A 22,465-nucleotide genomic window follows, 5' to 3' on the forward strand; every position below is an offset into this window, starting at 1 on the left:
GGGTGCGCGTCAGCCTTCTATGCCGTCCGCGTATCTGCACCAATCCCTGGATTTGTCACCAAACACGAGAAAATAAGGATTGAGCAGCGACGGCTTGGTGTTGTAAAGCAGTGGCTGACCGCGCAAGTCGGTCACCTCGCCACCGGCTTCCTTCACTATGCAATGCGCCGCCGCGGTATCCCATTCCGAGGTCAGACCGATGCGGGGATAGAGATCCGCCGCGCCTTCCGCCACCCAGCAGAGTTTCAGCGAACTGCCGATCGATACGAGTCGATGCTCGCCCAGTCGGTTCAGATAGACTGCCAACCCTTCGGTCTGGTGCGAGCGACTGCCGACCACCCTCAGCGGATGATGGGCACTCGTCGTCACTTCGATGTTTTGCGGGGGCGAATCGTCGATCTGCCTGTACGCACCGCACCCCTCGGACGCAAAGTAGCAAAGATCTTTCGCCGGCGCATACACCACGCCGAGCACCGGTTGGTGACGGTGAATCAAGGCCACGTTAACGGTGAACTCGCCGTTTCGCTTGATAAACTCCTTGGTGCCATCCAGAGGATCGATCAGCCAAAAGGTCTCCCAGTCGCTTCGCTCCTCGAACGGCAAACTTTTGGATTCTTCCGAAATGATCGGATAGGCCGGACGCAACGCCGCGAGCCCTTCGACCAGACAGTGATGGGAAGCGAGATCGGCCGCGGTGAGCGGCGAACTATCTTCTTTTACGCCGACGCGGAAATCCGATCCGTAGATCTCGAGGATACGACGCCCGGACTCCTTGGCGAGAGCGACTACGGTCTCGAGAAAGCGGGAGGGTTCTTTTCTGAGGGGCATGGCTTGAAATCCGCAGCTACTCACTGGATACGCTGAATGGAGGGAATCGAAGATAATGACTGAAAGCAACCGAGTAAAATATTAAACCATGATCGATTGGCGAAACATTAGCAGCGTGTTTCTCGATATGGACGGCACGCTGTTGGACCTGAATTTCGATAACCACTTTTGGCTCGAATTCGTTCCGCTGCGTTACGCCGAACGGCACGGACTTTCGGTCGCGGAAGCCAAAGCCGAATTGACACCCCGGTTCAAGGAAACCGAGGGACGACTCGAATGGTACTGCCTGGATTACTGGACTGATCGTTTGTGCCTGGACATCGTAGGCTTAAAAGCCGAAATCGCGGGACTGATAGCGATACTACCTCATGTCACCGACTTCCTCGATGCCGTACGCAAAGCCGAAAAGCGTTTGGTGCTGGTAACCAACGCACACCCGAAAAGCTTGGGTTTGAAGTTGGAGCGAACCTGCCTCCATGGTTTTTTTGACGAAATCTTCTCTTCGCATGCATTCGGATTTCCGAAGGAGCATCCCGGCTTTTGGAAAGCCCTTAGCGCCATAGAACCCTTTTCGGCGGATAAGACGCTACTGGTCGACGACAGCGTGACCGTATTACACGCCGCCCGCCAATTTGGCATCCGGCACGTAGTTGCCGTGAAGAAACCCGATAGCCGGCAACCTCCAAGAAACATCGTCGAATTCGACGCCATTGAGGACTTTCGCGAGCTAATGCCTCCAAGCTGAAATCGACCGCGGCGCCAATCCCCGAAACAAGTCCGTCGCCCCCATTTGCCCGTCCGTCCGCGAGCCGATTCCGGTGTTTACCGAAGGCAATTTACGTACGGAACCATGGGGCTTGAAATTGTCATTCGTTTAAGCTGAAATGCACGTACGCAAGGGAAAGCTGCACCATTCCCATTCGTACTGGCCGTTGGCGCCCCAGTCCCTTCCAATTTCCCCGTTGAGACCGTGAGGAGTTCATTGTGAGCGAACGCATACTTCAAGTTACCGATGCCGAATTCGAGGATAAGGTCCTCAAAGCGAGCGGCCCTGTACTAGTCGATTTCTGGGCCGAATGGTGCGGTCCCTGCAAGATGATTGCACCTATTCTGGAGGAGGTCGCTGGGGATTATGAAGGTAAGCTGACGATCGCCAAGCTCAATATCGACGACAATCCTGGAACGCCCCAGCGCTACGGCGTACGCGGAATTCCAACGCTGATTTTGTTTAAGAACGGCGAAGTGGAAGCCACTAAGGTGGGAGCCTTGGCCAAATCGCAACTGGCTGCATTCCTTGACGCCAATATTTGAGCATCCGGCATGTGCGGGCCGGTTCTGACTAGACGGCCTCGCACGCCTGTGCTAACTTTGGTGTAACTCTTAACGTCGTCCTCTTAACCGGGCCACTTCCGGCCGTTCTCTCCAAGCTCGTCTCTCATACGAGCGCAATTCCTTAGATCATTTACATCTGCTCTTCACTAACGTCTATGAATCTGACCGATCTTAAACGCAAACCCGTTTCCGAACTCATCGAAATCGCTGAATCACTCGACATCGAAGGCGTTGCTCGAACGCGCAAACAGGATTTGATCTTTTCGATCCTGAAAAAACAGGCCAAAAGCGGGGAAGATATCTACGGCGACGGGGTATTGGAAATCCTGAGCGACGGATTCGGCTTTCTGAGGTCCGCCGACAGCTCCTTTTTGGCCGGACCCGATGATATTTACGTCTCGCCCAGTCAGATTCGTAGATTTAGCTTACGAACCGGAGACACGATTTCCGGAAAGATTCGTCCGCCCAAGGACAACGAGCGCTACTTCGCAATGCTCAAGGTCGAGCAAATCAACTATGAGCCGCCGGAAAACGCCAAGCACAAGATCTTATTCTCTAACCTAACTCCCTTATTTCCTGTCGAACGCCTGCAACTGGAGATCGGCAACGGAACCACCGAGGATTTGACCGCTCGGGTGATCGACCTGGTCGCACCGATCGGCAAAGGGCAGCGCGGCTTGATCGTGTCGCCGCCGAAAGCCGGCAAGACCATGATCCTCCAGAACATCGCCCATTCGGTCGCCGAAAAGAACCCTGAATGTTACCTGATCGTCCTACTGATCGACGAACGGCCGGAAGAAGTCACCGAGATGCAGCGCAGCGTCAAGGGCGAAGTCGTATCCAGCACCTTCGACGAACCGCCGGCGCGTCACGTGCAAGTGGCGGAGATGGTCCTGGAAAAAGCTAAGCGCTTAGTCGAGCACAAGCGCGATGTCGTCATCCTCCTCGACTCTATCACCCGCCTCGCCCGAGCTTACAACACAGTGATCCCATCCTCGGGCAAAGTGTTGACCGGCGGCGTGGACGCCAACGCCCTGGAACGTCCCAAGCGCTTTTTCGGTGCCGCTCGTAACATCGAGGAAGGCGGCAGCCTCACGATCATCGCTACCGCACTGATCGATACCGGGTCGCGCATGGACGAAGTGATCTACGAAGAATTCAAGGGCACCGGCAATATGGAATTGCACCTCGAGCGGAAAATCGCCGAGAAGCGCGTTTATCCGGCCATCAATATCAACCGATCCGGAACCCGCCGCGAGGAATACATCGTTCCGGCGGACGAACTGCAAAAATGCTGGATTTTACGCAAAATCCTGCAACCGATGGACGAAATGGCAGCCAGCGAATTCCTGCTGGGCAAACTGAAGGACACCAAGACTAACGCCGAGTTCTTCGACATGATGAAGCGCTGAAGGAGCAAGAAAAGCCCCTCCTTCAAGCCGATCCAAGCCGTTCAGCTCAAAACAAGCCGTATAATCATCCTTCGGACGATTCGCTCGTCTCCCCGATTGCCGGAAGTTCCAGCTTTAGCGCGGCGTACATGTCGTCTTCGACGTCCAGATCGACTTTCTCCAAAATACTTTTTGGGAGCCGTTTGTTCACTTTTGCGCCCAGTTCCACAAAACTTTCCGCCTGCCGGATTAAATTGCCGCGCCCGCGGGTAAGTTTATTCATCGCGTCGTCATAAGTCTTGTGGACGCTGCTGAGCTGGGCGCCCAATTTTTCCAAGTCTTCCACGAATCCGCGCAATTTGTCGTAAATCGAGCCCGCCTTGTCCGCGATCAACTTCGCATTTTCATTCCGCCGCTCGTAGCGCCAAATGTTTTCTATGGTACGTAAAGTAGCCAGCAAGGTGGTCGGGGTCACCACTACGATATTGCTGGAGAACGCATCCGAGAACAGCTTGTCGTCGTGCTGGAAGGCCAGCATGAAAGCCGACTCGATCGGCATGAACAGCAGAATAAAATCCAGAGAGCGCAGCCCATTCAAGCCGGAATAATCTTTCTGCGCCAGGGTTTTGATATGGTTACGCACGGCCAGAACATGCTCGCGCACCGCCGACTCCCGCTCCGGTCCGTCGTCCAGGGAACAGCAGCGGTCGTAAGCCACCAGCGAGACCTTGGAATCGATGATGATGTCCTTGCCTTCCGGCAGGTGCACGATGACATCGGGTCGAAATAAGCGATTTTCGCCGTCGCGATAACCGCCTTGGGTCTCGTATTCGATGCCCTTGCGCAAGCCGGACTGCTCCAACACCCGCTCCAGAATCAGTTCCCCCCAGGCGCCTTGCAATTTTTTGTCGCCTTTCAACGCGCGAGTCAGATTGACCGCTTCCTGGTTGATACGCTGGGTCTGCAAGCGAAGGTTCTCGATCTCCTGGCGCAGGGATGCCCTGTCCTTCGCGTCGTGGAGATGCATTTCGTCCACCTTCTTTCGGAAATCGCCGAGCTGTTCGCGAAACGGCGTCAAAACGCCGTCGAGTTGGCTCTTGTTCTGTTCGGTGAATTTCTGCGTCTTTTCCTCGAGTATTTTCTGCGCCAGATTTTCGAACTGGGTGAACAGTTGAACTTCCGCGTTACGAAGCAGCGCCAGCTTTCCTTCGGTGTTTTTCTCTTCGTTCTCGAGGCGCGTCCTGAGTTCGGCGCATTCCGTCCGCGCGGCCGTAAGCTGCTGGCTTGTTTCGGCCAGCCTGCTTTCCAGTAGCGGGATGCGTCCCGCTTTTTCTTCAGCGACGGCCAAGTCCGTGCTCAACGAATAGACTCGATCTTGGCGATCAGCCAGCTCTTCCGACAATTCAGCAATTTTCTCCGCCTGCTCCTCAGTCAATCGCCGGCACAATTCCGGATGATGTCCTCTGTGGCGCAAAGACGCTATCAGCCATCCGACGGACAGTCCCAAAAGCATGCCGACAGCCAGAATCAGAGAAGGCGGCAGCTTATCGATATTCGCCACCCAATGTGTATTATCCATCGGCCCACGCTGCCCGGAAAAAAGAGCTGATCATCGAGATTTACTGGGGGGGAAGCAACACGACGACCTGATCGTTCTCGCTCGTTCTCAGGACGAACGGACGAAGCGACAGGAGATCATCGGTCAAGATGTTGAGTGCGTCCGTACCGTCGACTGCCTCTTCGGACAACTTCAGGATACCGAAGACATTACGCTCCTCCAAGAAGGCGACACTTCCCAGCCAGATTGGGATGGCTCCCGGCTGCAACTGTTGTCCGCTCGGCCAGAAACGGACGATCAACCACCGCCCGTCGGAAGTCGCCTTGATCATACGAAGAGTATCCACATCGATCTGGTTGAAGTGAGGTAAAACCGGCAAGTCCGCCATTCCGGTCTGAGGATTCAGAAAGTGCAGCGCCTGGGTCGGTGTCAAAGGTTTCGGCTCTTGCCAGCCGAGCTTTGCCAAGTCCGAACGGATAGCATCGATCGACGATGCCCATTGAACACTGAGCGCCTGCTCGGATCGGCCGATCGTCTTCACCCGGCAGGCCGGCAAAAACCGCCAGCCCTGTTCGAGCCAGTGCTCCTCGCTTACGCTTAGAAGCGGTCGCCGATAGTAAAACTCTTCCAGCGAGTGGCTATACCAAACAACCGCCCCGATGCCCACTAGGGAAACCATCACGATCCCGATCAAGCCTCTGATCGGTACATCGCCGTGCCGATGGCGCCGATAGGCCACCCCCAGCAGGACCAGCCAGATCAGAACCATCGACAGAGTAAAGCAAGCCGCGAGAAACTCGCCCGTATCGGCATAGACGCGAGCGAACGCGATAACGGTGACCAGCAGGGTCGCCCCGGAGTAAATCAACCAGCGCCAACGCGGCGTCGCGCTGTCCGCGGTCAACACTGCCGCAAAACCGTACACCGCGCCGCCGTTCAGGACATGACTATCGATCAGCGGATTATCGTCAACGAAACGGCAGACCGTTCCGAGCGCCAACGCGAAAATCAGCGCTCCCAGGAAATGCGCCGCGGCGACAGCTTGCTTCCGGATCAATAACCAGCCGAGCACGACCGCCGAGAAAACCGACACGGACAAGGTCTCGCCCAATTCCTCGAACACGATCAAGGCATAATCGGACCAAGGAGTTCGCCAGGCTTCCAAGGACACAGGCACCGAATCGGCTGGTACCAAGAAGCAGGCCAGCAAACCAGACAGGCCCAAAATCGCCGCCCACACCGATAGGCCGGCGTAATCGCGTTGCTCAGGATCGATGAGGGGAGCGGTGAGACGTCCCAGCAGGGGGTGCTCTCGGCTAAGGTCGAACGTCGCCAGAATGAGCTGGTGCGCCCGGGGCTGGAAGTAAAGATAAAGATGCTTGCTCAACCAGGCCCCGAACCATAGGACCACTAGCAACGCAATCAATAGGGCGGCCAAGCGTCCGGTCACCTTTGACGCCAGATCGAGGGATGCGCCGAAGGCCATGCCCGGCAGCAAATATGCGGGACCCCAGAGAACGGCGGACAACACATTGATATAAACGAACCGCCGCGCCGGCATCGTCAGCATGCCCGCCACCAAGGGGATCACCGCACGGACCGGGCCGACGAAACGCCCGAACAGCACGCTCCGTCCCCCGTAGCGGTGAAAATAATCGATGCCGCGGTCGATCATTCCCGGATAGCGCTTAAACGGCCACAGAGACGACAAGCGATCGCGATAACGCCATCCCAGCCAAAAGCTGATCCCGTCGCCGACTACCGCTCCGGCTATCGCGTAAGCGCAGGTCGGAGCAAAGGAAAGAGCTCCGGCGCCTACGAGCGCCCCGGCGGCGAACATCATGGCGACGCCGGGAACCACTAGCCCCACCACTGCCAAGGATTCGGCCATGGCAATCAAAAAGACCGCTAGGCCGGCGTGGTGTGGATGCAGTGCGATCCATGCGTAAATAGTTTCAAAGCTCAAAGTCGATTGTTTGTTTCAATCCGCGCCCGGCCTCATCCGCCGGACGAAACCCGCCGGGAATAGAGGCCGGCGGATTATTCATTCCATGAACGGGAAATAACCGAGAGGATAGCGATGTCCGGGCATCGTCGTCCAGATTTAACAATTCCCCCTATAAAAGAGGAAGTTTCAGAGTAGCAAGCCGTTCTGGTTAAAGACGCGTAAAGACGCGCTCCGCCGCCTGTAGGGTTTGATCCAGTGTTTCGAAATCATGCGCCGCCGAGACGAAGCCGGCCTCGAACGCGGACGGAGCGAGATAAACGCCTTCGTCCAGCATGGCGTGGAAAAAGCGCTTGAAGCGCTCCTGATCGCAGCCCATGACTTGTTCGAAACTGTCGATGGCCTTCTCCTCGGTGAAAAAGAGACCGAACATGCCGCCGACCCAACTCGCCGCAAATGGAATTCCGGCCTTTAACGCCCGCTCCCGCAAGCCCTCGGTCAGATAGCGGGTTCTTTCGCTCAAGCGATCGAAAAAGCCCGGCGCGGAAATCAGTTCCAAGGTCTTCAATCCCGCCGCCATGGCCACGGGATTGCCGGATAAGGTACCCGCCTGATAAATGGGACCTAGCGGGGCGAGCTTTTCCATGATGTCGCGCCGCCCGCCGAAGGCACCGACCGGCATGCCGCCGCCGATGACTTTGCCGAGCGTGGTCATATCGGGCGAGATGCCGTAATGCGCCTGCGCTCCGCCCATCGCCACGCGGAATCCGGTCATGACTTCGTCGAAGATCAGTACCGATCCGTGGGCATCGCAGACCTCCCGCAGGGTTTCCAGGAAGCCCAATTTCGGCGGCACGCAGTTCATGTTGCCGGCGACCGGTTCCACGATGATGCAGGCGATCTCTCCGCCGAAACGCGAAAACACCTCGCGCACCGCGTCGCCGTCGTTGAACGGGAGAGTCAGCGTGTGTTCGGCCAAACCGGCCGGAACGCCGGGCGAACTCGGCACGCCCAGAGTCAGCGCCCCGGAACCCGCCTTGACCAGAAGGGAATCCGAATGCCCGTGATAGCAACCTTCAAACTTGACGATCTTGTCACGACCCGTGTAGCCGCGCGCCAAGCGGATGGCGCCCATGGTCGCTTCGGTGCCGGAATTCACCATGCGCACCATGTCCAACGAAGGCACCAGCTCGCATAGCTTTTTCGCCATCGTGGTTTCGATAGGCGTGGGAGCGCCATAGCTCAGCCCGCGGTCCACGGCATCGTGCACGGCCTTCAAGACTTCAGGATGAGCATGCCCGACAACCATCGGTCCCCAGGAACCGACGTAGTCGATATATCGGCGTCCGTCCGCACCGAACAGGAAAGGCCCTTCGGCACGTTCCACGAAGACGGGGGTTCCGCCGACCCCTTTAAACGCACGTACCGGCGAATTCACGCCGCCGGGAATATAGGTTTGAGCTTCCGCGAACAATGCGGACACGTCGGCCATAGTCTTCTCTCAATAAATTCTGGAAATCTCTATCTCGAAAACAGCTACCGATACCTGCTCGAATTATTACGTCTTGGGCAAGGTCACACCGGTCTGTCCCTGATACTTCCCGCCACGATCCTTGTAAGAAACTTCGCAAATCTCGTCCGCACCGATAAACAGCACCTGGGCCACCCCTTCATTGGCGTAGATCTTGGCGGGCAACGGCGTGGTATTGGAAAACTCCAGGGTCACGTGTCCCTCCCACTCCGGCTCCAAGGGCGTCACGTTGACGATGATTCCGCAGCGGGCATAGGTGGACTTGCCGAGACATATGGTCAGCACGTCGCGCGGAATGCGGAAATATTCGACGGTCCTCGCCAAGGCGAAGGAGTTGGGCGGGATGATGCACACGTCCGAGCTCACGTCGACGAAGCTGTTTTCGTCGAAGTTCTTCGGGTCCACTATCGCGGAGTTGATGTTGGTGAAGATCTTGAATTCGCTCGAACAGCGAATGTCGTAGCCGTAACTCGATGTTCCGTAGGAAATGACGCGGGAATTCTGCACCTCCCTTACTTGCTGCGGCTCGTAGGGCTCAATCATCCCATATTCTTCCGCCATGCGACGGATCCAGCGGTCTGATTTGATGCCCATGCTAGTCGTTGACGATGGTGATAGTGGGGAAACGCGCACTGTAATCCTTCGCCTTCAAAGCCAATCGGGCCGCCATCTTACGGGCCACGTCCTTGTAGATTTGCGCCGGCTTGCTGTCCGGCTCGGCGACGACCGTGGGATGGCCGCCGTCCGCGTTCTTCCGGATGCTGATGTCGAGCGGCAGAGAACCGAGTAGCTCGACGCCGTATTTTTGGGCCATCTTGTCACCGCCGCCTTCGCCGAAGATCGGCTCGGCATGGCCGCAATTTGAACAAATATGAATGCTCATGTTTTCTACGATCCCCAAGACCGGCACCCCCACCTTTTCGAACATCTTTAGGCCTCTCTGGGCATCCAATAACGCAATGTCCTGAGGCGTGGTGACTATGATCGCGCCGGACACGGGAATCTGCTGCGCCAGCGTCAATTGAATATCGCCGGTACCGGGCGGCAAGTCGATGATCAGATAATCCAGGTTGTCCCACTTGGTGTCCTTGAGCAATTGTTGCAAGGCACCGGTCACCATGGGGCCGCGCCAGATCATCGGTGCGTCCTCCTCGATCAGATAACCGATGGACATGGATTGAACGCCGTAGGCGACCATCGGGATCAACCGGTTTCCGCCTTCGGTATCCGGGCGCCCGGAAATCCCCAGCATGAGCGGTTGGCTTGGTCCGTAAATGTCGGCATCCAGAATACCGACTCGCGCACCTTCCGCCGCTAATGCCAGCGCCAGATTCGCGGCGGTCGTCGATTTCCCGACACCGCCTTTGCCGGAAGCGACCGCGATGATGTTCTTGACGCCGGGCATCGGCTTTAGATTCTTCTGGACCGAGTGGGAAACGATCTCCGTAACGATTTCCACCGTCACCTCAGTCGCGCCGGTTTCCGCACGGAGCTTTTGTTCGATCAGACTCTTGAGTTCGGCGTGGAAACTGGCCGCCGGGTAACCCAGAGCCACTTTCACCCGAATCCGGGAATCGTCTATTTCGATTTTCTTGATCGACTTGGTCGATACCAAATCCCGGTCCAGATTGGGATCCACCAAGGTCTTAAGGGCATTCTCAACATCGGATTGAGTCAGCGGCATTCGAATCTCCGGCATCTCGGGCCAAATAAGGCGTTATTCTACACAATTGGCCGCGAAGCTTAACGGATCAAAGGCTTCTTCGACTGGCGACGCACCAGGTTCGGAGCCCCACTCTACGGCGTCCGCCCTGGCTATGCGCCTCTGAACGCTCGGCCGAAATGTGGGATAATTTTGCGACCCAAGAAAACATTGAATTTCGCCACATGACCACCCATCGAACGATCCTCGTCACCAGCGCCCTACCCTATGCCAACGGCCCCATTCACTTGGGCCATCTGGTCGAGTACATACAAACCGACATCTGGGTGCGATTTCAGAAGATGCGCGGCAACACCTGCCATTATGTCTGCGCCGACGACACCCACGGCACGCCCATCATGCTCAGGGCCGAAAAGGAAGGCATCGCCCCGGAGGAACTGATTCGACGGGTCCATGGCGAGCATCTTAGGGACTTTACCGGTTTTCACATCGAGTTCGACAACTATTACTCGACCCATTCGGAGGAAACCCGGCAGTTAGCCGAAACCATTTACGGTCGGCTGAAAGAACGAAAGCTGATCGAGGACCGCTCGATCGAGCAGTACTATGATCCGGTCAAGGAAATGTTTCTCCCGGACCGCTTTATCAAGGGCGAGTGCCCAAAGTGCCATGCCAAGGACCAGTACGGCGATTCCTGCGAAGCCTGCGGTGCAACCTATTCGCCGACCGACCTAATCAACCCCTATTCCGCCGTTTCCGGCGCGGCTCCGGTGCGGAAGGAGTCGGTGCATTACTTTTTTAAACTTTCGGATTCGCGTTGCCATGATTTCCTAAGCAAATGGACAACCGGGCAACTCACTCCCGAACCCCCACTTCAAACCGAAGCCGCCAACAAAATGGCGGAATGGTTCGAGGCGGGGCTCTCCGACTGGGACATTTCCCGCGACGCGCCCTATTTCGGATTCGAAATCCCCGACGCGCCGGGCAAATTCTTCTATGTCTGGCTGGACGCTCCCATCGGCTACATGGGCAGCTTCAAGAACCTGTGCGAGCGGCTGAATCTCGATTTCGACCAATATTGGAACAAGGATTCGAGTACCGAGCTCTACCACTTCATCGGCAAGGACATTCTCTATTTCCACGCGCTGTTCTGGCCGGCGATGCTGGAACACTCGGATTTCCGCACTCCCACCAAGATCTTCGCCCACGGCTTCTTGACCGTGAACGGGGAGAAAATGTCCAAATCCCGCGGCACTTTCATCACGGCGGAAAGTTATCTCCAGCAGGGTTTGAACCCCGAATGGCTGCGCTATTACTACGCCTGCAAGCTGAATGGGACGATGGAGGACATCGATCTCAATTTGGAAGACTTTGTGGCGAGGGTGAATAGTGATTTGGTGGGGAAATACGTCAATATTGCCAGCCGGACAGCAGGCTTCATTACTAAGCTGTTTGACGGGCATTTAGCTGATAGATTTCCAGATGAATATCCTTGGTATGAACAAGAACTCGTCGGATATGCGGATGAGATTGCCTCACTCTATGAAAGTCGCGACTATGGAAAAGCAATTCGTCTTATTATGCTTCTCGCAGACCTCGGCAATCACTACATAGATGCTCAAAAGCCATGGGAACTCAGTAAGGATTCTTCAAAGAGGGACTACCTTCAACAGGTGTGCACGGTAGGCTTAAATACGTTTAAAGTCTTAACTCTGTACCTCAAGCCCGTTTTGCCTTCTTTGGCAAAAAATGTAGAGACCTTCTTTAATCTTTCTCCATTAGTGTGGACTGATGCTTCAGTGAAGTTATTAAGTCACAAGATAAATAGTTATCAGCACCTCCTCACCCGCATCGACCCTAAACAAATCGAGTCACTCGTGGAAGCCAACAAACAGAACCTGCAAGCCGCCGTCCAGCCGGAACCTCATTCCCAGCAGCGTCACGCCGAGCATCAGCAACACGCGATTCAACCGATCGCCGACACCATATCGATCGACGACTTCGCCAAGATCGATCTGCGCATCGCCCGCATCGCCAAAGCGGAGCACGTGGAAGGCGCCGACAAGCTGTTGAAGCTGACTCTGGATATCGGCAGCGAAACCCGGACGGTGTTTGCGGGCATCAAATCGGCCTACGATCCGGCGAAACTGGAAGGAAAACTGACCGTGATGGTCGCGAATCTCGCGCCGCGCAAGATGAAGTTCGGTCTGTCGGAAGGCATGGTGCTGGCCGCGAGCGACGAACGCGGAGGACCGTTCGTTTTAATCCCGGACGAAGGCGCGCAGCCGGGAATGCGGGTCAAGTAGTCGAAGCAGGCGTGGGAACGGTCGGAGCCGTTCCCACGCCCCTCATCACTCGCCGGTCGTCGGATCGATTACCGTCTTGATTTCCGAAATCCGATTGGCCGGGAAGCCGCCCTCTTGGGCATGCTGCCGGATCATTTCCTCGTTGGGCGCGATATAGACGCAATAGACCTTGTCATCGGTGACATAGCTCTGCAGCCATTGGATTTGCGGCCCCAAGCGGTTCAACACGCTGCACGATTTCTGCGAAATGGCATGCAAATCCTGATCGGACAGTTTTCCCGCTCCAGGAATATCGCGTTCGATTAGATACTTGGGCATGTCAGCCTCCTCTCATTGAGAAAGTAAGCAAAAGTCGTCAAAAAACCGTCGGCACTTCGGAGCCGCGTGATGGCCGCTACGAAGTACATCACATCAGCGACGCTGAAATTCCGCGAAAATCTCCGCCGGCTTTGCTTCGGCCACGCTCTTATACAGCGAGTAAGCGCCAAAACGCATCTGGTGCGGGCGTCCGAGCTTTTCCTTGTAGAAGTCGATAGCGAACTGCTCTTTCAACTCCTTGCCGTCCCAGTGATAGAGCTTCAGGTACTGCTCATTGTCCTTGCCCTTCTTGTCCCAGTTGGCAAGCAGCGACGAAGTGTAGTAAAGCCGTTTCCCGTCCCAGCTCGACGACACCATATTGACTTGCGCGCCGATGTGCTTCTCGTAGATTTGCACCGGTTTGTGCGGATTCGAGATATCGAATGCCCGGGTGTTGCCGTCCATGAAGGTATTCACCCAAAGCCGCTTGTCGTCGTTGGAGATCGAAATATCGACGGGCAACGGCACCTTCGAGGGATCGCCGATATCCGCGACTTCCTTGGCTTGCCACTCGCCCTTGTCATCTTCGTAGATCAGCCAGATCTTGGAGGTGAGTGCCGTCGTGGTGAAGCAGTAGTTGTGGTTTTCTTCCCAGGCGCAACGCACTTCCAGGGGCGAACCCGGTACGTCGAACACCTTCTTAGGCTTGCGGCTGTGAAGATCCCAGACGACCACCGTATTGCCGAAATGCTTCATCGCCTCCTTGTCGGACAGCATCTTGCCGAAGTCCATCATGTAGTTGTTCCATCCGGTGAAGGACGAGGAAACCAGCACGTTGCGCCTCGGCAGCGCACGCACGTCGTAGTTGTAGCCGTCGGCATACTTGCCCGTCTTCACGGCACCACGCAGATCGCTGTCGGTGGGCACCCAGTGAGTCGCCACGTAATCGCCCTGGTTGGTGTATTCCACCATCGCCGTCCGTCCGCCGTGATCCTTGTTGTTCGAGAGCCCCGTGATCAGCATCCGTCCCGGCAAAGCGTAAAACGAGTGAGGCCCGACCACGCCGCCGCTTTTCGCGACGAAATCGGTAATCGTTTTATGCAGCTTGGGCTTGGCTGGATCGCTATGGACGTCGAAGATGAAAATCTTGCTGGTGTCCAACCCGCCAGCCCAGAGATAATTCCGGTCGTCGGTAAAATCGGAATGGTGCGCTTCGTTACGTCCGCCAACAGAGAGACTGTCCACTACCTTCCCGTATTTGGGCGACTTCGGATTGATGTCCACGGTCACCAGCTTGTCCTGCTCGTCGCCGACACCCGTCGCACCCAGGGTCCAAACGTATACGTAATCTTCCTGCCCCGTGATTTTCGCCATATAAGGCGACAGACAAGTCTCATCCGCCTGGACGGGGGACATGCCGATTCCAGCCAAAACCAGTCCGGATGCCAATCCCAGCGTCATGCCCCGAACCGCCCGAACCAGATTCTTTTCTCTTATCCGCTGCTTTTTCATCGCATAACCTCTTGGTTTTTAGTCACTCTTGGGTTTGAAATAGTCGTCGAGCAAATGGCTCAAGCAGACCTCCAACGGACGTACGGATTGCTCGACTTTCATTCGCAGCAAAGCGCCTTGCAGGCCATCAGCAAGCAAGTCCGCCATCGATTCGGCCGACAGATCGGCGCGTATCGTTCCTTCCGCCTGGGCGCGAGCTAAACCTTCCGTGTACTTATCCCTGTAACGATGAAAGGCATCCCGGAGAGCGGCCATACAGGTCTCGTTGGTATCTCCTATCTCGCCGATCAGGTTGCCCAGTAAACATCCTCCTTTGAACTGTCTCCGCTCCAATTCTGCGATCAAATCGCAGAAATAACGTTTCATCGCGGACAGCGCATCCAACTCCGGCCGACTCAGGTAATCGCCCAATTGTCGAATGAATGGCTCTATGTAGTGCTGGACCACTTCCGCCCCGAACTCCTCCTTGCTAGAGAAGTAGTTGTAAAACGATCCCTTCGGAACCTGAACGCTGGACAGCAAGTCCTGTAGACCGGTGCCGTGATAGCCATGCTCCATGAGCATGGCAACACCCTGGTCCAAAAGCTTTTCGCGAGTAATCTGTTTGTTGCCGATTCGAGCCATGTGGCGACTATACGACCGGTCGTCTACTTATGCAATAAAAATTATTACAAGGAAGAAATCCGGGAGGCGCCCGGTGCCTCGATCGGAGGCAGCAGAGGCACATGGCAATTTGTCCGAAATTGAAGGATTCGAGCCGGATAGTGATGCTGCGGCCGGTTAGCGCCCTGTTCACTGGCACCTGCGACGGAAACCGCCTGGCACGGCGGTCAGGCCGAGAATGACTGGCGTGAAGTTTCTCCGCGGCGCGTCGACCCATCCGGCCCGTAGGTCGCATCCGCCGACGAAGCGCCGTAGAGAAAATTCAAACTGGAATCGATATGACGCTGCAAGAGCGCGATATAAGCGCCGTTAAGCCCATTCTGCTTTCTGCAAGCCGAACCGAGGCGCACGATTTCCCGCCATTCGGCAAGGAGGGCTCTGGTCTGCGGCGACTCGGGATCGAGCCGATCAAGGAAGGCCGCAACGCCGCCTTCGTTGCCCTGAAAACCGCAAGCGCGGACGAGATGGTTCTGCCGAGCGGCCAAATCGTTGAGCAGGAATGCGAGTTTCTGTTTCTTCGAGGCGGTCAGTTCCAACGCCTCCGTGTCGCGCGCCGCTAGACTTCGCGCCTCCTCCTCAAGCAGCCTGGACATTTCGCCGAGTCCGTCCAGCGTTTGGCTGAAAAGGTCGTGAAGATCCTGGCCGTGCGCGATCATGAAAATTCAGGAAGCTTTTGTTCCATGGCGATCAGCTTTTCGGCCGCTCGCTGCGGGTTGATCTCGTAGTTTCCCGACTGAACCGCGCTGGCAATGCGGGTCACTCTCGCTTCGTCGACCGAGGGTTCGCTCAACAGACGTTGTTTGATCTCGGAGAGCCGAAGCGACATTTCGGGCGACACGCTGACACTGTAGGTCGATGAGGCATTGCCGCCGCCTGTACCTGCCGCGGTGCTCGATTTCTTTTGTAGTCCGCCGACGGAAAGACCGCTAACGCTGTTTTGAAGTTTGATTTCCATGACCGTATCCTCTCGGGAATTTCAATTCTTATCGGCCTCCCGACGGTGAACTTTAGCGCAAAACCACGTTTTTCTGTCCGGCGTTCAAAGCCGTATCAATACGAGGCCAGGACCTGCAACCGTACCTTCCACGATTCTCGCGGATTGGTCGTTGCGAACGCGAATACGCTGCCCCGCCTCCCCATCATTCAGAGCCTGTCCCGACATCTTGACGGCAAAATGACTGCTCTCCGCCTGAATAATGACCTTCTGTCCACGCCGAATCATTTTCGGCACAGATAACCATTCGGGGCTCAGTACCGCGCCGGCCGCCAAGGTGCGTTTGACGGGCCGATTGACGACCGGATCGAAAGAAGTGAAATAACTGCCGCGCAAGTTCGCGAGGTCTCGTTTTTCGAAGCCGAGATCCGCCTCGGTGAGAACTGAGCCTTGCCGGACGGCGTTTTTCAGAACGACGACTTCCCGATACGCTTTCACGTGAACCTTGTTGTACACGGTCCAAGAATGCGTTCCTTCGCAACGCACGCCGATGGAAAGAAAACCGCTTTCGCGCCGCCCTGGAAGAAAGAAGGCCTTCAGCGGCCGATCGCAAAGCGGCAATTGCAGACGACCGTCCAGCCTGACCGGGTCTGCCTGGAATTCCTGATTCCGCTGACGGAAATCCGACTCGATCAGGGCCATTATCGCAGCTGCTATCGATTCGTTGGTTTGCAGGCGGTCTGCCGCGAAAGCCGCGGGAATCGCCAGCGCGAGCAGAAGCAGGAGTTTGAGTTTGGCACGCATAGATAACCTCCGATGATGGACCAAGACATGCATCTAATATGCCGCGCCGGACTCAAGCGGATCGCACGCCTGCCGCTACACTTTAGTCACCGTCAATCTTCCCAGGAAATTCACAATGGCAAGCATACTCGAAGGCGTAGATCAAAGAACTAAGCTCGCGGGACATAACCGCCTCGAGCTGCTGCTCTTCAAACTCGGCGGCAACCAGCGCTTCGGTATTAACGTGTTCAAGGTGCAGGAGGTCATACAGTGCCCGCCCTTGACTCAGCTGCCGAAATCGAACCCGGTGATTTGTGGCGTCGCTCACTTGCGCGGCAAGACCATACCCATGATGGATCTCTCCATGGCAATTGGCGCGCGCCCGCAACCACGCGACGGGAGTGGCTATGTCATCATTACCGAGTACAATCGATCCACCCAAGGATTCCTCGTCAGCACTGTCGATCGCATCATCAATATGGGATGGGAGCAGATTCAGCCGCCGCCGAAAGGCGCAGGCAAAGAAAGCTATTTAACCGCTGTAACGCAATACGAGAAGGAACTCATCGAAGTTATCGACGTTGAAAAAGTGATGAAGGAAGTCATGGGCGAGTGCGACCAGGTTTCGGACGGTGTGATCGAGGAGGACGCCAAGAACCTTGAGCAGCATGTACTCGTCGTGGATGATTCATTTGTGGCCCGCAATCAAATTCTGCGTGTTTTGAACCAACTCGAAGTGGAGAGCACAATTGCCAAAGATGGTCAGGAGGCGTTGGAAATCCTCGAACATTGGATATCGGAAGGAAAGAATTTGAACGAGTACTTGGCGATGATCATTTCCGACGTGGAGATGCCTCGAATGGACGGCTATACGCTCACGACCAAGGTACGCAAAGACCCTGCTATGAAGGAAGTATACGTATTGCTCCATACCTCCCTGAGCGGAGTTTTCAATCAGGCGATGGTTGAAAAAGTCGGCGCCAACAAATTCCTCGCCAAATACGATCCGGACGATCTTGCTCGGGTCGTACAGCAACGCCTTAAAGACCATATCGCCGCGCAAGCGACAACAGGGCGCAGGGACTTCTGAACTGGCTATATCGGGCAAAACGCAAGCGCCGTCCATCGGCGTGTCGATTGGAGTATTCATGAATTCGGACTTGAATCCCGAAGCGTTCGCGGTGTTCCAGAAATTTCTCGTGGACGCCTGCGGGATATTGCTCAGCGACAACAAGCAATACCTGGTGAAGAATCGTTTGACCGGCCTGCTAAAAGAGAGTGATTATTCATCCATAGCGCAGTTGGTAACTGCGCTCCGAAGCGATGCTGTCTCCGCTAAGCTCAGAACCCGTATTATCGATGCCATGACCACGAATGAGACTTTTTGGTTTCGTGACAACACCCATTTCGAGGAACTTAGAAATGTTCTCTTGCCTGCCTGGGCAGCCAACAAAACCGGCGGCACCTTGAGAATTTGGTCCGCAGCCTGCTCTTCGGGACAGGAGCCTTATTCGATAGGCATCTGCGTCGAGGAATTTTTTCGTTACGGTTGGACCGGCATCAAAAGAAACGTACAGGTCATCGGGACCGATATTTCGGAATCGGTTTTGGCCGAAGCTTCTCAGGCCGTCTATAGCGAAATGGCCTTGTCGCGCGGACTGGATGAAAATCTGAGGTCACGCTACTTCGATCGCTATCAGGACAAGTGGAAACTTAAATCGGAGATCGTTGATCGGGTCCGATTCCAACAATTCAACCTGCTCAAGCCTTTCGCGGCGCTAGGCAGGTTTGATATCGTCTTTTGCCGTAACGTACTGATTTACTTCTCCGAAGAATTGAAGCGCGATATTTTGACGCGCATGGCCAAAGCGCTCAATCCAGGCGGCTATCTGTTCCTAAGCAGCACGGAATCCCTTCCCTCCGGACTCGATCTTTATGAAACCGTTCGCGGGGCCTCTTGTCGCTATTACCGTCTAAAGCCGGCCTTCTGACGCCACCCGGCAAATTTGCCGCCTCAAGTGGCGAAAAATTGCCGCCGTTTTTTTCCGCTCTCACGTCTTAATTTGCAAGCCTTTGTTTAAACAAAGGATTTTTACGTGGCATACCTCGTGCTTGACGCCACATAACTGGCAACGAGGATATGTTTATGACGATCAACTTCGACAATGCCCTCGGCATTCATCCCCTGGCACTGAAACTCCGCGACCGCCGTACCGAGTTGTTGGCCTCCAACCTGGCCAACGCCGACACGCCGAATTACAAGGCCCGCGATCTGGATTTCCGTTCGGTACTGCAAAGCGTCCACACGTCCCCTCTCAAGCTCGCGGCTACACAAGCCGGGCATGTGACTGCGACAGCGCCCGGATCGCGGGGAGAAGCCCTGTATCGGCTACCGTCGCAACCCAGTCTCGACGGCAATACGGTGGAAACCGAGCAGGAACAGATGCGTTTCGCCGAAAACGCGGTGCAATACCAGGCCACGCTCAACTTCTTGAGTGGCAAGATCGCCTCTCTGCGAACCGCCTTAACAGGAGAATAACCATGTCGTCGTTCAAAATCTTCGATATCGCCGGCTCCGGCATGACTGCGCAGTCGCTGCGGCTCAACCTGGTAGCCAGTAACTTATCCAATGCGGACAGCGTCAGCAGCAGCGTCGAACAGACTTATCGATCGCGACAGCCCGTATTTGCGGCACAGCTTCAGGAGGCCGTGGACAAGCGAAACACGCCGGTCGGCGTGCAGGTACTCGGCGTCGTCGAGAGTCAGGCGCCCTTGCGCATGGAATATGCGCCGGACCACCCGATGGCCAACGACGAAGGCTATATCTTCAAGCCGAACGTCAACACAATCGAAGAACTGACCAATATGATGTCCGCGTCCCGCTCCTACCGGGACAACGTCGAAGTGGCGAATACCGCCAAGCAACTGATGCTTCAGACCCTGCGTCTCGGACAGATCTGAGGTGACCGATCATGAGCCTAGACATCAACACGCTCAAATCGCTTGGCCTGACCGAAACCGCGGCACCGACTCGGAAGCGCAACGAACTGGGGCAAGAAGATTTCTTCAAGCTGATGGTTACCCAGTTGACCAGTCAGAATCCTTTAAAGCCTCAGGACGGCGCCGAATTCGTCAATCAGCTGGCGCAGTTCAGCACCGTCACGGGAATCCAGCAATTGCAATCCTCGTTCGCCGACTTTGCGGCGTCCGCCAACAAGGAACAGGCCTTGATGGCCGCGAACCTGGTGGGACGATCCGCGCTGATCGCGTCCGATAAAGCGATTCTGGCCGCGAACGGCACGATCCAGGGCGAGTTGGCCGTGCCGTACGAGGCCTCGCAGGTCAATATTCGGATCATGGACAAGAACGGCAACTTGATCCGCACATTGGAACTCGGGCCTCAAACCGAAGGGCCGTTGTCGTTCGAGTGGGACGGAAAACTGGACGATGAATTGCACTTTGCCGATCCCGGACTTTACAGGATCAAAGCCGAGGCCGTTATCGCCGGCAAAACGACTGCGCTCGAAACCCAAATCGCCGCGCCCGTGGAAAGCGTAACCGTGGGCGGCTCGAAAGGCATGGAAGTCCAGCTCAGCGGTCTCGGACGTTACACCCTGGGCGATATCCGGGCTGTCCTTTAATGAACATCATAGTCATCTAGCGAGGTAAGACATGGCTTTTAACAGTGCCTTGAGCGGCCTGAATGCCGCATCCAATATGCTCTCGGTGACCGGCAACAACATTGCCAACGCCAATACGACCGGATTCAAGAAATCGCGCTCCGAATTCGCCGATGTCTATGCGAGTAGCTTGGGAGGCGTCTCGTCCATCACGCCAGGAGCCGGTGTCCGGGTCACCAATGTGGCGCAACAGTTCACCCAGGGCAACCTGGATTTCACCGAGAACAACCTCGATCTCGCGATCAGTGGCGAAGGCTTTTTCGTCATGGGGGACAACGTCAACAACATCAACGAACGGGTCTACACCCGCGCCGGTTCTTTTCACATGGACCGGGAAGGCTATGTGGTCAATCACCTCGGCCAGCCGCTGCTGGTTTATGCGCCGAACGGCGAAACAGTCGAGGAAGGCTTCAGTACCGGCGTATTCCAGACCCTGCAACTCGATTCTACGCAGGGCTTACCGAAAGCCACGAGCTCGATAGACATGAGCGTCAATCTGGATTCGCGCAAAACCACGCCCGCCACATCGCCTTTCGACCCGGCAGACCCCACCAGCTATACCCATGCAACATCGGTCACGACATACGACTCGCTTGGCAACACCCACATCGCGACCAGTTACTACGTCAAAGGTGCGGCGCTGAATGCCTGGGATCTATATGTCTATGTGGACGGGGTAGACATGCTGGACGACGCGGCCCCCAACTCGATTCCTCTGACATTCGACAACGACGGCAAGCTCGCCTCGGTCGACGGCAACCCGGCAACGACCCAATTCACGACCGACTTAGTGTCCATCAACCCCAGCGCCCAACCCATCCAGCTCACCATCGATCTGGCCGGTTCGACACAACTGGGCAGCGCGTTCAGCGTCGACACCTTGAACCAAGACGGTCTGACCATCGGCCGGCTCACCGGCGTGGACATCGACGACACCGGTGTCGTTTTTGCCCGTTTCAGCAACGGCGGCTCCAAACCGCTGGGCCAGGTGGCCATGGTCCGATTCCAAAACCCGCAAGGATTGTCCAAGCTCGGCGATACCACCTGGGGAGAAAGCGCAAACTCCGGGGTGCCGATCAATGGCGTAGCCGGCACCAGCAGTTTCGGTTCCATCAAGGCTGGCGCCCTCGAAGGAGCCAACGTGGACCTGGCCCAGCAGCTGGTCAATCTGATTATCGCCCAACAGGCGTATCAGGCGAACGCGCAGACCATTTCCACCGAAAACACGATCACCCAGACACTGCTCAACATTCGTTAACACCCGATAGCCAGGAACTCCGACCATGGATCGCAGCCTTTATGTCGCCATGAGCGGTGCCAAGCAGATTCTGCTGGCGCAGGCATCCAACGCCAATAATCTCGCAAATGCAAATACGCCGGGGTTTCGAGCGGATTTCGAGCAAATCCGCTCGATGCCGGTATTCGGAAACGGCTATCCGAGTCGGGTCTACGCCATGACCGAGCGCCCTGGCGTCGATTTGTCGACGGGCTCCCTGCAAACCACCGGGCGCGACCTCGACGTCGCGATCAACGGAGATGGCTGGCTGGCCGTGCAGGCCAAGGACGGCAGCGAAGCTTACACCCGGGCCGGAGACTTACATATTACGCCTGCAGGGCAGCTGGTCACCGGCAGCGGTCTGCCGGTGCTCGGCAACGCGGGCCCCATCGCCATTCCGCCCGCACAGAAGGTCGAAATCGGCTCAGACGGCACCATCAGCATCATTCCGCAGGGTGCCAACGCCACCGCCCTGGCGATTCTCGACCGAATCAAACTGGTCAAACCCGAAAAATCGCAGCTTGAAAAAGGCGAGGATGGCCTGATGCGAATCAAGGACGGTACTCCCGTAGAAGCCACCAACGAGGTTCAACTGGTAACCGGATCACTGGAGGGCAGCAACGTCAGCACCGTGGAAGAAATGGTGCAAATGATCGAACTGGCGCGTGAGTTCGAATACCAGATCAAGATGATGAAGACCGTCGAAGACGACGGCAATGCCAGCGCCGAGCTCATGCGGATCGGCTAAAAGACACTCCGAGAGGTT

The 22,465-nt window shown here is 56.1% G+C and carries 23 protein-coding genes; 11 read left to right on the forward strand and 12 right to left on the reverse strand.

Going from position 1 to position 22,465, the window contains the following annotated elements; translation table 11 throughout:
- Positions 1-9: 9 nt before the first annotated feature.
- The gene (gene cysQ / locus ACR2TX_RS20960) at positions 10-828 is read right to left on the reverse strand and encodes a 3'(2'),5'-bisphosphate nucleotidase CysQ (RefSeq protein ID WP_434130645.1); all 819 of its coding nucleotides are present in this window, start codon (positions 826-828) and stop codon (positions 10-12) included.
- A gap of 88 nt (positions 829-916) precedes the next feature.
- Between cysQ and yrfG the strand changes: the two genes are divergently transcribed.
- From yrfG to rho, 3 genes are all read left to right on the forward strand, one after another.
- Positions 917-1,573: a GMP/IMP nucleotidase gene (gene yrfG / locus ACR2TX_RS20965; RefSeq protein WP_077730482.1), complete on the forward strand. Its 657-nt coding sequence runs from the start codon at positions 917-919 to the stop codon at positions 1,571-1,573.
- Positions 1,574-1,812: 239 nt separating this feature from the next.
- Complete coding sequence (gene trxA / locus ACR2TX_RS20970; RefSeq protein ID WP_086134374.1) at positions 1,813-2,139, forward strand: thioredoxin TrxA; 327 nt, start codon at positions 1,813-1,815, stop codon at positions 2,137-2,139.
- A gap of 176 nt (positions 2,140-2,315) precedes the next feature.
- The gene (rho, locus tag ACR2TX_RS20975; protein WP_077730480.1) at positions 2,316-3,572 is read left to right on the forward strand and encodes a transcription termination factor Rho; all 1,257 of its coding nucleotides are present in this window, start codon (positions 2,316-2,318) and stop codon (positions 3,570-3,572) included.
- Positions 3,573-3,636: 64 nt separating this feature from the next.
- Here rho and rmuC read toward each other — a convergent pair whose 3' ends face one another.
- From rmuC to apbC, 5 genes are all read right to left on the reverse strand, one after another.
- On the reverse strand, positions 3,637-5,130 hold the full coding sequence (rmuC, locus tag ACR2TX_RS20980) for a DNA recombination protein RmuC (RefSeq protein ID WP_434130646.1): 1,494 nt from the start codon (positions 5,128-5,130) through the stop codon (positions 3,637-3,639).
- 40 nt (positions 5,131-5,170) lie between these two features.
- Positions 5,171-7,075, reverse strand: a complete 1,905-nt coding sequence (locus ACR2TX_RS20985) for a VTT domain-containing protein (protein WP_434130647.1) — start codon at positions 7,073-7,075, stop codon at positions 5,171-5,173.
- Between the two features lie 190 nt (positions 7,076-7,265).
- Positions 7,266-8,546, reverse strand: coding sequence for a glutamate-1-semialdehyde 2,1-aminomutase (gene hemL / locus ACR2TX_RS20990; RefSeq protein WP_434130649.1), 1,281 nt, complete (start codon positions 8,544-8,546; stop codon positions 7,266-7,268).
- Between the two features lie 66 nt (positions 8,547-8,612).
- On the reverse strand, positions 8,613-9,179 hold the full coding sequence (dcd, locus tag ACR2TX_RS20995) for a dCTP deaminase (RefSeq protein WP_077730477.1): 567 nt from the start codon (positions 9,177-9,179) through the stop codon (positions 8,613-8,615).
- Position 9,180: 1 nt separating this feature from the next.
- Positions 9,181-10,269 carry an iron-sulfur cluster carrier protein ApbC gene (gene apbC / locus ACR2TX_RS21000; protein WP_086134377.1) on the reverse strand — a complete coding sequence of 363 codons (1,089 nt, stop codon included), beginning with the start codon at positions 10,267-10,269 and terminating at the stop codon, positions 9,181-9,183.
- A gap of 203 nt (positions 10,270-10,472) precedes the next feature.
- Between apbC and metG the strand changes: the two genes are divergently transcribed.
- Positions 10,473-12,554 (forward strand): methionine--tRNA ligase, encoded by a 2,082-nt coding sequence (metG, locus tag ACR2TX_RS21005; protein WP_434130650.1) that lies wholly within the window; start codon positions 10,473-10,475, stop codon positions 12,552-12,554.
- Between the two features lie 45 nt (positions 12,555-12,599).
- Here the strand turns inward: metG and ACR2TX_RS21010 are convergent, their stop codons facing one another.
- The 6 genes from ACR2TX_RS21010 to flgA all read right to left on the reverse strand — a co-directional run bounded on the left by ACR2TX_RS21010 (position 12,600) and on the right by flgA (position 16,764).
- Complete coding sequence (locus ACR2TX_RS21010; protein WP_077730474.1) at positions 12,600-12,872, reverse strand: DUF4242 domain-containing protein; 273 nt, start codon at positions 12,870-12,872, stop codon at positions 12,600-12,602.
- A 93-nt stretch (positions 12,873-12,965) separates the two neighbouring features.
- On the reverse strand, positions 12,966-14,312 hold the full coding sequence (locus tag ACR2TX_RS21015) for a selenium-binding protein SBP56-related protein (protein WP_168183834.1): 1,347 nt from the start codon (positions 14,310-14,312) through the stop codon (positions 12,966-12,968).
- 69 nt (positions 14,313-14,381) lie between these two features.
- Positions 14,382-14,987, reverse strand: a complete 606-nt coding sequence (locus tag ACR2TX_RS21020) for a TetR/AcrR family transcriptional regulator (RefSeq protein WP_133716481.1) — start codon at positions 14,985-14,987, stop codon at positions 14,382-14,384.
- Positions 14,988-15,193: 206 nt separating this feature from the next.
- Positions 15,194-15,682 carry a flagella synthesis protein FlgN gene (locus ACR2TX_RS21025; RefSeq protein ID WP_434130651.1) on the reverse strand — a complete coding sequence of 163 codons (489 nt, stop codon included), beginning with the start codon at positions 15,680-15,682 and terminating at the stop codon, positions 15,194-15,196.
- Positions 15,679-15,981 carry a flagellar biosynthesis anti-sigma factor FlgM gene (gene flgM, locus ACR2TX_RS21030; RefSeq protein WP_086134380.1) on the reverse strand — a complete coding sequence of 101 codons (303 nt, stop codon included), beginning with the start codon at positions 15,979-15,981 and terminating at the stop codon, positions 15,679-15,681. Before flgM ends, ACR2TX_RS21025 begins: the two co-directional genes overlap by 4 nt.
- Positions 15,982-16,065: 84 nt before the next feature.
- The gene (gene flgA / locus ACR2TX_RS21035) at positions 16,066-16,764 is read right to left on the reverse strand and encodes a flagellar basal body P-ring formation chaperone FlgA (protein WP_434130652.1); all 699 of its coding nucleotides are present in this window, start codon (positions 16,762-16,764) and stop codon (positions 16,066-16,068) included.
- A gap of 115 nt (positions 16,765-16,879) precedes the next feature.
- Between flgA and ACR2TX_RS21040 the strand changes: the two genes are divergently transcribed.
- The 7 genes from ACR2TX_RS21040 to flgF all read left to right on the forward strand — a co-directional run bounded on the left by ACR2TX_RS21040 (position 16,880) and on the right by flgF (position 22,447).
- A complete protein-coding gene (locus ACR2TX_RS21040) occupies positions 16,880-17,833 on the forward strand; it encodes a chemotaxis protein CheV (protein ID WP_077730468.1) in 954 nt (317 codons plus the stop codon).
- Between the two features lie 58 nt (positions 17,834-17,891).
- Positions 17,892-18,734 (forward strand): CheR family methyltransferase, encoded by an 843-nt coding sequence (locus tag ACR2TX_RS21045; protein ID WP_077730467.1) that lies wholly within the window; start codon positions 17,892-17,894, stop codon positions 18,732-18,734.
- 155 nt (positions 18,735-18,889) lie between these two features.
- Complete coding sequence (flgB, locus tag ACR2TX_RS21050) at positions 18,890-19,282, forward strand: flagellar basal body rod protein FlgB (RefSeq protein WP_077730466.1); 393 nt, start codon at positions 18,890-18,892, stop codon at positions 19,280-19,282.
- A gap of 2 nt (positions 19,283-19,284) precedes the next feature.
- Positions 19,285-19,704 carry a flagellar basal body rod protein FlgC gene (gene flgC, locus ACR2TX_RS21055; protein WP_077730465.1) on the forward strand — a complete coding sequence of 140 codons (420 nt, stop codon included), beginning with the start codon at positions 19,285-19,287 and terminating at the stop codon, positions 19,702-19,704.
- Positions 19,705-19,715: 11 nt separating this feature from the next.
- Positions 19,716-20,384: a flagellar hook assembly protein FlgD gene (locus ACR2TX_RS21060; RefSeq protein ID WP_077730464.1), complete on the forward strand. Its 669-nt coding sequence runs from the start codon at positions 19,716-19,718 to the stop codon at positions 20,382-20,384.
- A gap of 31 nt (positions 20,385-20,415) precedes the next feature.
- Positions 20,416-21,681, forward strand: coding sequence for a flagellar hook protein FlgE (gene flgE / locus ACR2TX_RS21065; RefSeq protein WP_077730463.1), 1,266 nt, complete (start codon positions 20,416-20,418; stop codon positions 21,679-21,681).
- A gap of 25 nt (positions 21,682-21,706) precedes the next feature.
- A complete protein-coding gene (flgF, locus tag ACR2TX_RS21070; protein ID WP_347257872.1) occupies positions 21,707-22,447 on the forward strand; it encodes a flagellar basal-body rod protein FlgF in 741 nt (246 codons plus the stop codon).
- The last annotated feature ends 18 nt before the right edge of the window (positions 22,448-22,465 follow it).

Source organism: Methylocaldum sp. GT1BB (assembly GCF_051027545.1).
GTDB lineage: Bacteria > Pseudomonadota > Gammaproteobacteria > Methylococcales > Methylococcaceae > Methylocaldum.